We start from the raw sequence: 16,492 nt of genomic DNA on the forward strand, positions 1-16,492 counted from the left end.
ACTTTCTGTTACATATTTTTCGTTTTGAAAGAGCATTTTAATTTGCATCTTTTGAAAAGATCTCTTTGTTAAATTTTGTATAAAATCAACTAATTGTTGAAATTAGAACCCTTGTCAAAAAGTCATTAGATTTCATGTTGAATAGCCTCTTTTACCTAATAGTATACTCTATTTGTTTGATATAATTTCCGGCAGTTTGTATACCATAAATAAAGAGAGTCTATTCATGTTCCAGAACTTAACGATCAAGCAGAAGATAGTGATTCCGCTGTCATTGATTATTGGATTGTTTATTGTGAGCTCTGTATTAAACGTTATGACAAGTTGGAAGCAATCTGAATTGAGTGAGACACTCAACGAACAGATCGTGCCGAACTTATTAACGATTGAGGATGCTTACCGCGATCTTTACCAAGCTACATCTGCAATCCAAGGTGTTGCTCTTTCTGATACTCAAACCGATATTGATCACCACATCGGTGAATACAAAGACAACGCATACAAAGCGCTGCCGCGTATGGAACAAATGATTGAGCTATCGCAAGCCGGTGTGACGCCTTCTACACATGGTAATGAAGTTCGAACGCTTGTCTCTTTGGGTGAAAAATGGTTAGCAAGTTATGAGGCGATGCTACGTTTACCTCAATCTCAATGGCGTGGTTACTACAATGAGCACAAACATACCTTTGAAGACCAATTTATCGAGGTTAGAGCGCAGCTTAACGTTGTAAAAGATGCAATAGAAGAAAAGCAAAGCCAATTGAAGGACGAAATATCAGCGGCTGCAACAAGAGCAGAACTCATTCTTGAAGCGGGCATTGTGATTGTTATTCTGGCCGCTATTGCGATGGCGTTTTTGTTGTTGCAAACGGTTGTGAAGCCTATCAATGATATTAAAAATGCGATGACAGAAATTGCGTCCGGTGAAGGTGATCTAAGTCAGCGAATCGATGTAAAAACACAAGACGAAATTGGCAATTTAGCAGACGCATTTAACCAGTTTGTGTCCAAAATTCAAGTGACAGTCGCTCAGGTAATTGAAAGCTCAAATACCCTACGTAACGAAATGGCAAATCTTAGCTCGTTGACCAAGACCATCGCGAACTCGACCGTTTCTCAGCAAAAAGATAGTGAGGCGGTAGCGGCGGCAGTGCACGAAATGCAAGTCACCAGCAGAAATGTAAGCGATAGCGCTAACGAAGCCGCGGTTGCGAGCCAAACAGCGAATGATGAACTTACCAATACCAATGTTATTTTGGATCAAACGGTTAGCTCAATTCGCAGCCTCGCAAGTGAAATCGAAAGCGCAAGCCACGTCATTAACACATTGGATCATGATGTGAGTAACATTGCGTCCGTACTGGATGTAATTCGTGGTATTGCCGAGCAAACAAACTTATTAGCGCTTAACGCAGCCATTGAAGCGGCTCGCGCTGGAGAGCAAGGGCGAGGCTTTGCTGTGGTAGCGGACGAGGTTCGTTCTTTAGCCAGTCGTACGCAACAGAGTACGGGAGAAATCCAAACCATGATTGAAAAGCTACAATCTGGTGCAGGACAAGCTGTAGAAGTGATGCGCGGTAGCCAAAATAGCAGTGATGAAACGATCAAGTCCGCTGGCCGAGCGAGTGAATCCCTTTCTGAAATCTTGAACGCGATTTCACGTATGAACGAGATGAATACACACATTGCAACGGCTGCGAGCCAGCAAAGTACAGTAAGTGACGAAGTAAATAGCAACGTACAAGGCATTGCAGACAGTAGCACTTCAATTGTGGAAATCGTAAACCAAGCGCAAGCTTCTTTAGCCATGTTGTCAGAGCAAACTCAACGTTTAGATCATCAGGTCAGTCAGTTCAAAGTATAAGCTGAGAACAGCAATCTCACTGACGAAATAACCCGCTTCTTAGCGGGTTATTTTTTAGATAAGTGGCGAACCTGACTTGTGAAATTTCGACTATATTTACATTCCTTTCTCACTTTAGTTCGTATACCAGAGTGGGCAAATAACCCTAGACAGCGGTAACAAACTCTGTACAGCGTGATGATGCTTTTATCATCACTTTTGCTGCTTTTTAACCATTGCAATTGCACACAGGAAAATGTGATTTCCAACCCAAAATCTTCAAATTTGAGAACTTCATAACACCTTTACCATAAACGTTTTTCGTAAGCGTATAGAACTGTAAATTTTGTTGTATGTACAACACTGGGTATTTATCATCCTAATTAATTTGTTCTGGATATACATCCATTAGTCATTATTAAGTCATTCTAGAAGCTTTTAATAAGGAATCTTGAAGGCTTGTCGGTAGATAAGAGAGAAAAATTCATGAGACGTAAAACCACGCTATCTCTGCTGATTGCGTCGAGCCTTTTTGTGGTTGGATGTCAACCTAGCGAAGAAGGATCGAGCCAAGGTGGGGGGCCTGCGCCCGTAACCGAAGTAGAAGTGTTAACAGTGCAGCCAACGCGCCAAGCATTGACAGTAGAGTTGCCGGGTCGTAGCAGAGCATTCAAAGAAGCAGAAGTTCGTCCGCAAGTCACTGGCATTATTTCGGAGCGAAATTTTGTTGAAGGTGGCCTTGTTGAACAAGGACAGTCGCTATATCAAATTGATGATTCATCATTTCAGGCGGATTTGCTGAGCGCTGAAGCGGAATTAATCCGTGCGCAAGCTGCGGCAGAGTCGACCTATGCCACGGTGAAGCGTTACAGAACCTTGATCACCAAAAAATCCATCAGCCAACAAGACTTGGATGAAGCAGAAGCGGCATACAAAGAAGCGAAAGCGCAGGTCCTAGTCGCAAAAGCCAAGATCAACACAGCAAAAATCAACTTAGATTATACGCAAGTCAAAGCTCCGATTAGCGGGGTGATCGGTAAATCGAGTGTGACAGCGGGTGCGTTGGTTACGGCTAACCAAGCTGCCAAATTAGCGACCATTCAGCAGCTTGACCCTATCAATGTTGATATTGTGCAATCATCCGCGCAACTGCTGCGTTTGAAAGCATCACTCTCCCAAGGCCATATGCAAGAAGATGACTCTGCGCAAGTTACATTGATGCTTGAAGATGGCAGCACTTACGAACACAAAGGCACAATGAAATTTACTGAGGTCAATGTGAACGAAAGTACGGGCAGCGTGACGCTTCGTGCCGAATTCCCAAACCCTGACGGTTTGTTGCTACCTGGAATGTTTGTTCGTGCGACGGTCATTACTGGTGTCGACCCTGATGCGATTCTAATACCACAAAATACGGTATCTCGTGATGCGACAGGTAAAGCGACAGTGATGACGGTTAATGGCGAGAACAAAGTGGAAGCGAAACCAGTGAAGACTGCCGAAGCGATCAATAGCCAATGGCGCATTATTGATGGTTTGAACGCGGGTGATAAAGTCATTACCGCCGGTTTACAAAAGGTAGGGCCAGGCAGTTCGGTAACTATCCAAAACGGTGAACAGGAGTAATCATGGCACGATTTTTTATCGATCGTCCGGTATTTGCTTGGGTTCTCGCGATTCTAACGATGTTGGCGGGGGTAATGTCATTATTCAATTTACCCGTCTCGCAATACCCAACGATTTCACCGACGACGATCACCATCAGTGCTCGCTATCCAGGTGCATCAGCAAAAACCGTTGAAGACTCGGTAACGCAGGTTATCGAGCAAAACATGACAGGATTAGATTACCTTCGCTACCTATCATCGAGCAGTGATGCATTTGGTAATGCGACAATTACCCTGACGTTTGATAGCGAAGCTGATCCTGATATCGCGCAAGTACAGGTGCAGAACAAACTGCAATTGGCATTGACTTCATTGCCGATGGAGGTACAAAACCAAGGTATTGTCGTCAATAAATCCAATACGGCATTTCTCATGGTTGTCGCAGTTTATTCTGAAGATCCAGACTTTACAGAAAACGATATCGGCGACTTTGTTGTAACGAATATTCAAGACCCGATAAGTCGTGTAACTGGCGTAGGACAAGTGCAGGCGTTTGGTGCGCAGTATGCGATGCGAGTTTGGCTGGATCCATTTAAGCTTACGCAGTTCAACTTGACCGCAATCGATGTAGCGAACGCGATCAGTGAACAGAACGCGCAAGTTTCTTCAGGTCAACTTGGTGCAGCACCTGCGCAGGAAGGCCAGTTGTTGAATGCAACGATTTCGTCTGCAAGTCGTTTGAGCAGTGTGGAAGAGTTCCAAGACATCATTCTTAAGTCTGACGCCAGTGGTTCTAATGTTTATTTGAAAGATGTTGCTCGTGTTGAACGTGGTGCAGAAAGTTACGATATTCGAGGCCAATATAATGGCTTCCCAGCATCGGGTTTAGGTATTTCATTAGGTACTGGCGCAAACGCGCTTGAGACAGCCAATGCGGTAAAAGAGCGCTTAGAACAACTGAGTGCAACGTTCCCAGAAGGGTTGCAGATTGCTTACCCATTTGAAACAACGCCATTCGTCAAAGCCTCGATTCAAGAAGTGGTTAAAACGCTATTAGAAGCCATTCTTCTTGTGTTCTTAATCATGTACCTGTTCTTGCAGAACTTCCGTGCGACGATCATTCCAACGATCGCAGTGCCTGTCGTATTGCTCGGAACCTTCGCTATTTTGTACGCGACTGGATTTAGCGTAAACACGTTAACCATGTTCGCGATGGTTCTGGCTATCGGTTTGCTGGTGGATGATGCCATCGTTGTGGTGGAAAACGTCGAGCGTGTGATGCATGAAGATGGTTTAGAGCCCAAAGAAGCGACCAAAAAATCGATGGGGCAGATTACTGGTGCCCTGATTGGTGTCGGTTTGACGCTTTCAGCGGTATTCGTCCCTATGGCGTTTATGTCTGGTTCTACCGGGGTTATTTACCGTCAGTTTTCAATAACTATTGTGGCGGCTATGACGCTTTCCGTTTTGGTTGCGATAATTCTGACTCCAGCATTGTGTGCTACGTTGCTGAAAAAAGGCGATGCTGAGCTTCTAGAGAAGAAAGGCTTCTTTGGCTGGTTTAACCGCAAGTTTGATGCGATGACAGCAGGCTATGAAACCGGCGTTGCCAAACTTCTAAAACGCACAGGTCGCATGTTGGTTGTATTTTTGGCAATGAGTGCAGGTGCTGGCTGGTTATTTATGAACCTTCCAACGTCATTCTTGCCGGATGAAGACCAAGGCACGGTATTCTCAATGGCCATTTTGCCGCCTAACTCAACGCAAGAGCAGACGGAAAAAACACTTGAGAAAATGCGCGACTTTTACCTTGTGGATGAGAAAGACAACGTGAAATCCGTCTTCTCCGTTGCGGGCTTTAGTTTTGCAGGCCAAGGCCAAAACATGGGGATGGCATTTATCGGTTTGAAAGATTGGTCTGAGCGTGAAGCGCCTGGCGCTGATGCGGCTTCCATTACGGGCCGAGCGATGGGGTACTTCTCTACCATTAAAGAAGCTTTGGTGTTTGCGTTCGCCCCTCCAGCGATTCAAGAGCTAGGTAACTCGACAGGTTTCGATTTCTATCTCCAAGACTCGTTGAATAAAGGGCACGATGCATTAGTTGCGGCTCAAGGGCAACTTCTGGGCATGGCAGCACAAAACCCGAAACTTGTCGGTGTTCGTCCAAACGGTCAGGCAGATGCGCCAATGTACAAAGTGAACATTGACCACGTCAAACTTCGTGCTTTGGATGTCAGTATCAATGACGTAAACCAAATCCTGTCAGCTGCATGGGGCGGGGCTTACATTAACGATTATATTGATCGCGGTCGTGTGAAGAAAGTGATGGTGCAAAGTGATGCGGAATACCGCATGCAGCCAAAAGACTTCGATTCATGGTACGTACGCAACGCTAAGGGAGAGATGGTGCCTTTCTCTGCTTTTGCGAGTGGCGAGTGGACATATGGTTCTCCTCTTTTGCAGCGCTTTGATGGTTTGCCAGCAATGAATATTCAAGGCGGTGCAGCTCCTGGTGTAAGTACTGGTGAAGCCATGGAAGAAATTGAAGCAATGGTAGAAAAGCTACCAGAAGGTTTCACGGTGAACTGGAATGGTATTTCGTATGAAGAGCGCCTTTCCGGAAACCAAGCGCCGATGCTATATGCGCTATCTATCCTCGTCGTATTCTTAGTTCTTGCCGCTTTGTATGAAAGTTGGTCAGTACCTTTCGCCGTGGTGTTAGTTGTGCCTCTTGGTGTGCTTGGTGCTGTGCTTGCGGTAATGACGCGCAGTATGGATAACGATGTGTTCTTCCAGGTGAGCTTATTAACTACGGTCGGCTTGGCAACCAAAAACGCCATTCTGATTGTTGAGTTTGCAAAGGACTACTATGAGAAAGGCGCTGGGCTTATCGAAGCAACCTTACATGCTGTTCGCGTTCGTCTGCGCCCAATTATCATGACATCGCTTGCTTTTGGTTTGGGTGTGGTACCACTTGCTATCAGTTCAGGTGTGGGATCGGCAGGTCAAAACGCAGTAGGTACCGGCGTACTTGGTGGCATGATCAGTGCCACGATATTGGGTATATTCTTCGTCCCAATCTTCTTTGTAGTGGTTGAGCGATTGTTTGATCGACGTGCGAGAAAAGAGTCGGAGGCAGAGTTGTCTGAGACCAGCACTAAACCCACTCAGCAAAGCGAGTAGGACTTGGTTGTTTTAACTGAGTTATACTAGTGATAATAAACACGATTAAAGGGCGCTTCGGCGCTCTTTATTTTATGTTTTCACTTGGTGGTTACCGTCTATGACGCGAGCCTGAAAGACGGCGTGTTGTGTGCCGTATCAGCACAGCCTTTTCGGCCGAATGAAAGCCTAAAGAAGAAAAACGACGATGAAAGATCAGAAAATTTCCCCAATTTCCGTTTTGGATCAAAGTCCTATGTTTGTTTGTGGTGTGATGCAGCGCATGTACCGCAATCGTGCCCAAGCTGAGCTCTCTCGGCAAAATTTGATGACACTAGAAATGGCAAGTGCACTGGCCGCTTTAGAAGAATTTCAGCCTATGAGCCAGCAAGCGTTAGCTGATGCGGTTCGAACTGAGCGAAGTGTAGCAAAGCGGATGGTGGACAATCTGGAAAAGAGAGGGTTTGTTCAAGTTTCTAAAAGTAAATCGAATCAGCGCCTTAAAATGCTAAGCATGACAAAAGAGGGGGCAAATGCTTTAAAGCAAGTTCATCAAATCATGACGAATTTACAGAAAGAGTTTTTTTCTTGTTTGTCGGAATCTGAAGCGAGTGAATTTTTTCGTCTGGTAAGAAAGCTCACTTTTGCGAATCACGACCAGTAACTGACATCAATGCCGTCTAGCGTCTTTATTTTATCGCTGGCCAATTATATTAAGTTGTAGAACTTAAGAAATAGGATGCCCAACGTACAGGTCACGGTAGAAAGCACCGTAGTGAGTGCGATGATATTTGCAGCTAACGTGGCATTGCCTCCCATGGAACGCGCCATGACATAGCTGGCAGCAGCGACTGGAGAGGCGTTCATAAAGAAAAGAATACCTAGCTCAATTCCTCGAAATCCTACTAAGTAAGCTCCCATGGTGATGATGACTGGCGCTACGATGAGCTTGTAACTGCTCGCAAACCAAGATGGACCTTTCTCTTTTCTCATCAAGCTAAAATCAAGTGAGCCACCCGTACACAACAGCGCCAAAGGCAATGTCATTTTGGACAAGTAGTCTCCTGCGTCAATAACCACATTCGGTACTGGAATAGCGAGTAAATAAAAAGCCATTCCTAGAACAATGGAGATTATGAGCGGATTCCTAGTCAGTGTTCGGCCCATCATCTTTGCTGCTTGCGAGGCAGACGTTGCCCCCTTGGGCGATAAGCAAATTACCGCTTGGACGTTATAAATAAATGTGGTGACCGCGACATAGAGAGCCGCTAACGCCACACCTTGAGAACCATACGCATTGGCAACGTAAGCGATACCAATAATACCTGTATTTGCTCGGAACCCACCTTGGATGAGAACGCCTTGGTCAGGCGACGCTTTGAACAGAAGTTTGACGGAAAGGTAGGTGAAAATGAAAAACGAAATACTAGCGATGACGCCGAAATTGACGAATCCACTTGCCGCGGAAAAGTCGTGTTCTGAAGCCACAATGCTGACAAATAACATTGCAGGCAAGGTAACTTGAAACACCAGTTTAGAGCCTACTTCGATAAAATTATCGTTGATTAGACCAAAGCGCTTAAAAAGAACGCCAAGTACCAACATCAAACAGATAGGTCCGGTTATCGACAAAGAGAATTGCAACTGATGTAAAACAGCTTCCATGTAAGTATCCGCAGTAAAAGAAAAAAGTGTTCCTGCTGCCTATTAAGCCACAAACCCGGAGGGTAGGACAGTAACGTGATGAAATTTTCTTCTGTTGTAGGTTCCGGAGTCATTTACACTCCAAGTTATGGACGAGGTCCCAATTTAACAAAGCGGTACTGGTCCTACGTGCGATATGTTGGTTAACTCGTTGTCGTGATGCATCCACATGCGTATTAGATGTGAGGGCTGGTCATCGTAGTTATGGATAGGAGTTCATCAATGAAAAGGAAACACAACAAAACTGTACTGTGTGCGTTTGTCTCTGGTTCGGTATTTGGTGCGGTTTTGGTCATTGCGATGTCTTTACCAATGTAATCCTCTTAATTGGCTGTTGGAACACTCACACTAATTCAGTACAAAACAGATTGAGTTCTGCGGTGTGTGCTGTTAGTTTAAAAAACATGAAAATACACGTTCGCCCTTCATTAACAACCTTCTCTTGGTGGCGCTCTAAATAGAGCGGCGCGGAATACTTACATTCTTAAGCTGCTGGATGGTAGCTAAGAGTGTTTGATCTTTTTATCTCCAGTAGCGATCTATTAAATACTTGGAGACAAATATGAATAGCCATAAAAATACATCTCAGCGTGAAATTATACTTACCGGAGAGCGAGCAACAGGTCCATTACACCTCGGGCACTATATTGGTTCATTGCAACAACGAGTCAAATTGCAAACGGAGCACGAGCAAACGATCTTGGTTGCGGACATGCAAGGGCTGACGGATAACGCGCATAACCCATCAAAGGTATCCTCTAATATTCTCAATGTCGTTGCAGATTATTTGGCTGTTGGTATCAACCCCGCTCAAACGACGATCACGTTGCAGTCTCAAATTCCAGCGTTAGCCGAGTTGACAATGTATTACAGTAATCTTGTTTCTATCGCACGATTAGAGCGAAACCCTACGGTTAAAAATGAGATTCAAAGTAAAGGCTTTGAACGCTCTATTCCCGCAGGCTTTTTAACGTATCCAATTTCTCAAGCTGCTGATATTACGGGGTTTCATGCGACGCTAGTACCAGTGGGTGATGACCAGCTGCCGATGTTAGAGCAAACTAATGAAATCGTGAGAAAAATAAACCACCTGGGTGGAAAAGAGGTTCTTAGGGAATGCCGTCCATTACTTAGCGATGCACCTCGTTTGCCGAGTACTGACGGTAAAAATAAGATGTCTAAAAGCATGGGGAACGCAATCAACTTAGGCGCCTCCGAAAAGGAGATTTCCGCGGCAGTGAAATCTATGTATACCGATCCCAATCATCTGAAAATTGAGGACCCTGGCCAAGTCGAAGGGAATATTGTATTCATCTACCTCGATGCTTTTCATCCTGATAAAAATTATGTCGAACAGCTAAAAGACCATTATCGACGAGGTGGATTAGGTGATGGTTTGACCAAGAAAGTGTTAGAAGAATGCTTACAAGAGATGCTTCGCCCTATTCGAGAAAAGCGCGCTATGTATTTGAATGATAAAGCGCAGCTGATTGATATTTTAAAACAAGGTAGTGAGCGTTCTCGCGAGAAAACCGAAAAAGTGCTATTTGATGTGAAAGATGTATTTGGTTTAAATTTGTTCTGAATTAAAAGTAGAGAGTTGAACATAAGGCACGACGGCTGGTTAGCAACGTGCCTTTTTAAGTTCCCAGTCAGTCAAAGCGCATTATTAAGAAGAAAAAAATTCACGACGAAAATCCGCGACTTCTTGTTGGTAATAGCTTTGCCATTCCGGTTCTGACAAATGTGAATGGCTAGAGGCTCTTTGCGTTCTTAGTTTGGACTCAAGTTGCTGTAATGCTTGTTGATAATCTTTGACTCGTTTTTTTTGCTCTGTAATTTGCTGCTGACGAGCATGAATGTTTTTACTTTCTTCTTTCGTTAAGTAAGTTCGTTCTAGCTCTGCGATGAGCGCCAAGCGATCTGGTAGGCTTATACTATTAGGAATCAGGGTGACCGCACGCTCATATTTTTCCTGGTCGCTTGTTAGCCCGATAGCACCTGCATGTTCTTGCCAGTCAATGGTGAGTTGCTCGAAAGCTCGCAAAAAGTTATCTGGGCTTTGAGTGTCCAGCTTTTGGGCTTCTAAGTTGAAATCGTACAGCGCGAACTCATCCGCGAAAACAACATCAGCCAATTCTCCCCAGATGCGTCTTGCTTCGTTCTTCAGCTGTGCAATACGCGACGCCAGTGATTGCTGCTCATCAAATAACAAATTTCCTACACTCTCTTGCCATTGGCTGCTGAGCTGAGGGTAGTTCGCCAAAAGCTGGAATCGAGCTGAAGATAAATGCGCCTCAAACAAGGCGACCTGCTCTTCACAACTACGGTTCAACATACACTCTTGCCAAAACGTCTCAAGTTGGGCGACAAGTTTCCTGCCTTTGAGTTGAGTTAATCGCTCAGTCGTTATTTGAACTGTGGAAGGGAGCTTAGCTGTTTGTGGTGAAGTATCTGTATCGGGCACGATGCTGCTTGTTTGTGGTGATGTACTGGAGACACTCTGATTTTTTGTCTTAGGGGAAGGAGAGGAAGCGAGCTCTTCTTTTTGAACATCGTGACTGAAAGTTAAAAATATCATGCCCGCCATAATGGCGGACATGATTATCAAAGCGATTTTCTTCATGGCTTGATTGTTGCGCTTACTGGGAAATGGTCAGAAAGGTTATAGTGTTTCCATAAACTCTCTGCGGTTGTGCGCGGCACGTCTACACGGTTGTCATTGAATGATTTCACCCCGTATTCACTACTCACCATAACATAGTCAAGGTATTCCACGTTTTCGCCACCTGATAACGCTTCACCTGCGAAGTTATTGATACGGGGATCAAAGGTTGACTCCGTGTAACCAGAGTAGTGAGGCTCTATGGCACTTAAGTTAGCGATCATTTGTTGGTAGTCACCAGGGAACTTTCTTTTGTTTACGTTAAAGTCGCCGCTGTATACCACAGTTTCGCTCGAAGGAATGTCAAGAGATTGGGCGAGTGCGCGGATTTGTTTGAACTGGCGCTGACGATACTCACGGGCGGTGTCTGTATCGAAAGATGCGGTATGGGTAGCAAACACATGGTAAGCCTGACCACCTTTAATTATTTCCGCATAATTTACGCCTTTATCGGCAAAGCAGTCTGTACCAGAGCAATCGGGAAAGACATATTGCGCTTCATTCACGATAGGGTAGCGACTAACTATGATTACGCCACCATCATGAATATTAACGCCTTCTTTATCTAACATCTTTGTTTGGTAAGGATATTCCTTGGCTAACTCACGTAAGAATGCTTCACGGCCGCTGGCAAACACCTCTTGCAGCGCCAAAACATCGTAACCTTTTACATGTTGAGGAATCAGTTCGTAACGATCTCCAATGTGCGATGCAATAGCCGTCAACGCCCAGATGTTATAAGTCATCAACTTAAGGTTTTGTTCTTCGTTGTCGACAGACTCCGCTACCTTGCTTGGCGTGATGGTGTAGTAAAGATCATCATATCGAGCGGTACTGTCTGACTTAAATGCCAGTTCGGTTTCTCTCGTACCAAAAGCGTTAGTGTTGGCACGATGAATGTTACGATCATCTTTGAGAGATAACTCGACATCGGCTGCGGATAAGCCGTATTCAATGGTCGAATTGTACCAATGGCCTTCCATTATTTGATTGAGTGTTATGCTTTCACCTTCGGGGCTAGAAACCACAGTTTCAAAACGGTAAGTTTGATTTGATTTCACGCCCTCCCAGCGGTTGAAGCTTAATACAGATTTAGTTTCCCACGGACCAAGTACCTGCACATGTTGTTGCCACTCGTCTCCGTATTGAAGCAAATCACTGCCTTCATGTTTTACTTGAATAGTTAACGGTTGATCAGAGTTATTCGTTAGGTAAACGTCGGTATCTGCAATGCTGGGTAACGCTATCAAGCTACTTAATAAAAGGCTCCACTGCGAAAATTTCATCTTATTTTTCCATCATTTGAACTAGAGCAATCATTCTTGTTTATAAATGTTACTTGCACGTTAAATATGGATGACATCTAAGCCAGCGCTGAAAATTGTTATCAGAATGTGATCTTTATTCAATGGTGAGAATGGGGATATTGAGTGTGTGGCCGTTAAAGCGGTGGAAAATAGTACCAACAGTCAACGAATTGCATTCACTGCAATCAAGCTGTCATCTTTGCTCTATAAGTTGTGCGGCGTCATTCATCTAGCTATATGGCTAGAACTCAAATTGATAGATGGAGCACCATGGCTAGAGCAGTAAATCCAACCGATGAAACCATCATTAAATTGTTACAAGAGCAAGGTTTGATTAGAAGTGAAGCAGAAGCGCGTTTAAAGAAAGAGGTGTACCGCTTGCAACCTAATGAGATAGCAAAAGTAAAAAATTATGCCCAGCATTTTGGGATAAATGCGAAAGAAAAGCTCATCGATGAGATCTTGGATCTGCGCCGAGAAGCGCTCATGAAAAGATGTAGACACAATACGGAGCATGCGAGCCTATCTCTAAAATAGCATGTGATAAAACTATCAATTACTGGTCAAGATTTGATCTCTCAAGCCGATGTATATAAGAGCGTTCAATGATATCGAGCGCAAAAAACAGTGTGTTTTAGAGGTTAAGCTTTCACTTAAGTGAGAGGTTTGGAAAGGCTGCGGGGAGAAAGTGCATGCGTATTAAAGACTTAAGTGTCGTAAAGAAAATATCGGTTAGTTATTTAACCGTTTTTGCCGTGTTTGGTTTAGTGTCAGTAATGTTGGTGCAAGGTTTGTTAACACTGAATAAAGACATTTCAGTGTTAACAGATAAAAGTTTACCTTCTGTTGCGATTTTGAAAGGTATCCAAGTTGATATTACTAAAGTGCGTAAAGATGAGTTCTCTTTATTGCCAAACGCAAATCACCCCAAAATTGGTGAGTGGTTAAAAGGCCTCGACCAATGGCGTTCTGATGTGCAGGCTGGTATTGCAGAATACGAAAAGCTCGACCTTAATAAGCGTGAAACGCAGTCCTTTAGCGTTTTTAAAGAAACTTGGAATCAATACATCAAAGAAACGAAGACTTACAACGTATTGCTAAGCCAAGGCGATGCTGAAAGTGCAAATGATGTAATTTTATCAAGTTTCGATACCTACTCAAAAGCGTTGAGCAGCTTGGATGATACCCTCGCGTTGAACGATGAGTTGGTGAGTTTGATTGGTGAAGAAGTACAAAGTGAAGCGGCATTTACACAATACAGCGCTGCTGTTGGTGCGCTTGTCGTCGCATTGGTCATGGTAATGTCTGCCATGCTGCTTTCTCGAGTCATTTGCGGGCCTGTTGATCGAGCATTGGAATTCGCTTCTAAAATCGCCAAGGGTCAATTGAATAATCAAATCGACGAAAGTGAATTGAGCAAAGACGAGTTAGGAACGTTGCTTAAAGAGCTTGTCGGTATGCAAACAAACTTACATTCGCTGGTTTCTGAGATTAATGACTCAACGATTCAGCTAACGGCAGCAGTAGAGGAAGTGAGTGCTATTTCTTCTCAGACCGCCTCTGGTATGCAAAATCAACAAATTGAACTTAGCTCGGTGGCTTCTGCGATGACAGAGATGCAAGCTGCTGTAAGTGAAGTGGCACAAAATACCGAAGTTGGCGCAACCTCTGCTTATTCGGCTGCGGAAGTGGCAAAGCAAGGAACGGCGACGTTACAACAAACTATCGCAGTAATTGAGCGTGTATCACATACGATCCAAGAATCAGATGAACTGGCACGTGAGCTTGAATCGAGCTCAAACAATATCAATGTGGTCGTCGATGTGATCCGCGGGATTGCCGAGCAAACAAACTTGTTAGCACTGAACGCCGCAATTGAAGCCGCTCGGGCTGGTGAACAAGGACGTGGGTTTGCTGTTGTGGCAGATGAGGTTCGTTCTCTGGCGCAACGCACTCAAGACTCCACTTCACAAATTGTGGAAATTGTTAATCAGCTACAAGAGAGCAGCAGTAAAATAGGGCATTCAAGCCGTGATTGTCAGGAGGGTATTTCTCAGTGTGTTGAGCAAGTTAATGACGCTGATAGCCAGATAAAAGAAATTGAACATTCTGTCGATAACATAGCGCAAATGAGCACACAAATCGCAACGGCGTGCAGTGAGCAGAATTCTGTATCCGAAGAGCTGAATCGCAGTGTGGAGCATATTAATAGTGCTTCAACAGAGATGGCTGAGGGAGCTTCACAAACGGCTGTGGCTTGTCAGCAGATTAGTAGCCTAGCGCACAACTTGAAAACTCGAATGGGTTCATTCCAGCTCTAGTTGTTGTGTTTCAGCTTTATTCCTAACCTCATTGCTACAATAAATAAGCCGGACGAAATGTCCGGCTTATTTATTCTCTGTCTATATAAGTTCAGAGTATGCTCAACCTTGGGAGAATATGCTCGCTAGGCTGGGATACCACTGTGAAACTTAAAATCTGTATCTGGCGTAGAAATTAAATCTGCCTCTATACGTCCAAAGTAGGCGATGCGCTCGCTGATATCTTTGCCTGCGATTTGCTCCGCTAATACAAGATAATCCTGGTAATGGCGTGCTTCTGAACGTAATAAAGAAATGTAGAACTTTGCGATATCGTCATCCATATGTGGTGCTAGTTTGGCAAAACGCTCACAAGATCGAGCTTCGATGTACGCACCAATGATGAGTTTATCGATCAGCGTTTCCGGCTCATGAGTCTTCATATGCGAAATCAGTCCTTTAGCATAACGACTTGCTGGAATATTTTTGTACTCAATTCCACGACTTTCCATGATCTCTAAAACTTGATAAAAGTGGTGTAACTCCTCTTTTATCAAAAGCACCATCTTATCGATCAAATCTTGGCTATATGGTGAGTCGGACTTAGCCATGATTGCCTTAGAAATATTGCTCTTGCCTTTTAAAGTTTCCAATGAGCCTACGTTACGGTAAGCAAAATCTTCGTAGGGCTTAAACCAGTCAAGTAGAGCATGTGAACTGGATTGATCAACGGCATACTTACGAATTAAAAACATGGCAGATTGGCCAGCTTTTAGTTCGCACAGTAGGTGGTCTAACAAAATGGTTTGAAGGTTCTCTGGTTTCTTTGCTTCCTCTACCCATTCATCAGGTGTACTGCATTGCAGAAATTGGTTAATGGGAGCAAGAAGATCTTGATAGGCGTCTAGATTCATCATTTTAGTTTTAGTACTTCACATTTTTATTGGGCATATCCGTTGTCTTGCGGATAGAAAAAAGGCTGCAATTGCAGCCTTTCTTGACCTGAAGTGAATGTTACCACTTTTTCTTCTCGCCGAAGAGTGCTTCCATGTCATTGTCACGCTCTTTGTCAGCAATCTGCTGCATTTCAGCATCGCTTTTATCTTGGCGCTTTTTATCTAAGTCACCCAACATCTCTTCAAGCTTTTGTTTCGCTTGAATAGAATAAGGATCGCTCTTAGTGCTCAAAGCATCGATACCTTTACGCAGCAGTTGAAGCGCGGTGCCTGGTTGACCACGAGCGATAGAGTCGTTTGCTCTTTTGATGACATTTTCAATGTTGATGCGAATTTGCATCGTTTCCAAGCGCGCATTTTCGGTGACGTAGGTCTGGGTATCTAATCGGCCTTTGTTGTGCTCGTTACGGATAGTGTCGCGAAGTCGTTTAACCAGCTTAAGCATGACGATAGCTTGTTTATCACTACTCGGCATCTTGAAAGTGGTACTCTCGCCAGTAGGGCCATTCTCTTTTAGCTGCGTAATCTGCTGCTTCATATTTTCGATACGTTGAGCAAGTTGCTTGTTCTTCGGGTCCAGCTCATGCATGCTCTCTAGCGCGTCAAGAATGCGATTGTTTAGACACAACAACAGCTCTTTACTAAAAGGGATATGGTGCGCATGACCAATCAACTCTTCAGTACCATCTATCAAGGCTACATATCGTGCTGATTCCTGCCTTTTTGCGGTTTCAACTTTAACCTTATATTGCAACATAATGTTATAGCCTAGGATTAACACCAGTAGGATGGCTACCAAAGCGATTATTAAACCAATATTCATATCTTTGCGTCTGCTTTACTTTTCTGCGGCTAGCGTTAAAGAATACATGAATCTTATCTTACTCGGCACCTTATTTGTTTGATTATTTTGTCTCTCCCACGTTTTAGTTACTGATAGAAGTCACA

12 protein-coding genes are annotated in these 16,492 nt (G+C 44.0%); 7 read left to right on the forward strand and 5 right to left on the reverse strand.

All coding sequences use genetic code 11. The annotated features are described in order from the left end of the window. Positions 1-226 precede the first annotated feature (226 nt). The 4 genes from R7070_RS07830 (at position 227) to R7070_RS07845 (ending at position 7,276) form a co-directional block, all read left to right on the forward strand. Positions 227-1,864: a methyl-accepting chemotaxis protein gene (locus R7070_RS07830; protein ID WP_005378266.1), complete on the forward strand. Its 1,638-nt coding sequence runs from the start codon at positions 227-229 to the stop codon at positions 1,862-1,864. 465 nt (positions 1,865-2,329) lie between these two features. Further along, a complete protein-coding gene (locus tag R7070_RS07835; protein ID WP_017635040.1) occupies positions 2,330-3,469 on the forward strand; it encodes an efflux RND transporter periplasmic adaptor subunit in 1,140 nt (379 codons plus the stop codon). Between the two features lie 2 nt (positions 3,470-3,471). Continuing rightward, a complete protein-coding gene (locus R7070_RS07840; RefSeq protein ID WP_005378264.1) occupies positions 3,472-6,633 on the forward strand; it encodes an efflux RND transporter permease subunit in 3,162 nt (1,053 codons plus the stop codon). Positions 6,634-6,820: 187 nt separating this feature from the next. Further along, on the forward strand, positions 6,821-7,276 hold the full coding sequence (locus R7070_RS07845) for a MarR family winged helix-turn-helix transcriptional regulator (RefSeq protein ID WP_017635039.1): 456 nt from the start codon (positions 6,821-6,823) through the stop codon (positions 7,274-7,276). A 44-nt stretch (positions 7,277-7,320) separates the two neighbouring features. Here R7070_RS07845 and R7070_RS07850 read toward each other — a convergent pair whose 3' ends face one another. Beyond that, on the reverse strand, positions 7,321-8,277 hold the full coding sequence (locus tag R7070_RS07850; RefSeq protein WP_005388415.1) for an AEC family transporter: 957 nt from the start codon (positions 8,275-8,277) through the stop codon (positions 7,321-7,323). A gap of 601 nt (positions 8,278-8,878) precedes the next feature. Between R7070_RS07850 and trpS the strand changes: the two genes are divergently transcribed. Further along, on the forward strand, positions 8,879-9,901 hold the full coding sequence (gene trpS, locus R7070_RS07855; protein WP_318141180.1) for a tryptophan--tRNA ligase: 1,023 nt from the start codon (positions 8,879-8,881) through the stop codon (positions 9,899-9,901). An 84-nt stretch (positions 9,902-9,985) separates the two neighbouring features. On the opposite strand, the gene R7070_RS07860 is transcribed toward trpS, so the two are convergent. Then, positions 9,986-10,942, reverse strand: coding sequence for a hypothetical protein (locus R7070_RS07860; RefSeq protein ID WP_054575121.1), 957 nt, complete (start codon positions 10,940-10,942; stop codon positions 9,986-9,988). Beyond that, a complete protein-coding gene (locus R7070_RS07865; RefSeq protein WP_047100810.1) occupies positions 10,939-12,267 on the reverse strand; it encodes a sphingomyelin phosphodiesterase in 1,329 nt (442 codons plus the stop codon). Before R7070_RS07865 ends, R7070_RS07860 begins: the two co-directional genes overlap by 4 nt. A 291-nt stretch (positions 12,268-12,558) precedes the next feature. Here R7070_RS07865 and R7070_RS07870 point away from each other — a divergent pair, with 291 nt between their 5' ends. Then, positions 12,559-12,825 carry a hypothetical protein gene (locus R7070_RS07870; RefSeq protein WP_017634954.1) on the forward strand — a complete coding sequence of 89 codons (267 nt, stop codon included), beginning with the start codon at positions 12,559-12,561 and terminating at the stop codon, positions 12,823-12,825. A 155-nt stretch (positions 12,826-12,980) separates the two neighbouring features. Beyond that, a complete protein-coding gene (locus tag R7070_RS07875; RefSeq protein WP_054575122.1) occupies positions 12,981-14,609 on the forward strand; it encodes a methyl-accepting chemotaxis protein in 1,629 nt (542 codons plus the stop codon). A 125-nt stretch (positions 14,610-14,734) separates the two neighbouring features. Here the strand turns inward: R7070_RS07875 and miaE are convergent, their stop codons facing one another. Together miaE and R7070_RS07885 are read right to left on the reverse strand one after the other, a co-directional pair. Further along, positions 14,735-15,505: a tRNA isopentenyl-2-thiomethyl-A-37 hydroxylase MiaE gene (gene miaE / locus R7070_RS07880; protein ID WP_047100806.1), complete on the reverse strand. Its 771-nt coding sequence runs from the start codon at positions 15,503-15,505 to the stop codon at positions 14,735-14,737. Positions 15,506-15,602: 97 nt separating this feature from the next. After that, on the reverse strand, positions 15,603-16,367 hold the full coding sequence (locus R7070_RS07885; protein ID WP_005378247.1) for a hypothetical protein: 765 nt from the start codon (positions 16,365-16,367) through the stop codon (positions 15,603-15,605). Positions 16,368-16,492: the final 125 nt, after the last annotated feature.

The sequence above is a fragment of the Vibrio sp. 1557 genome, from assembly GCF_033340175.1.
GTDB lineage: Bacteria > Pseudomonadota > Gammaproteobacteria > Enterobacterales > Vibrionaceae > Vibrio > Vibrio alginolyticus.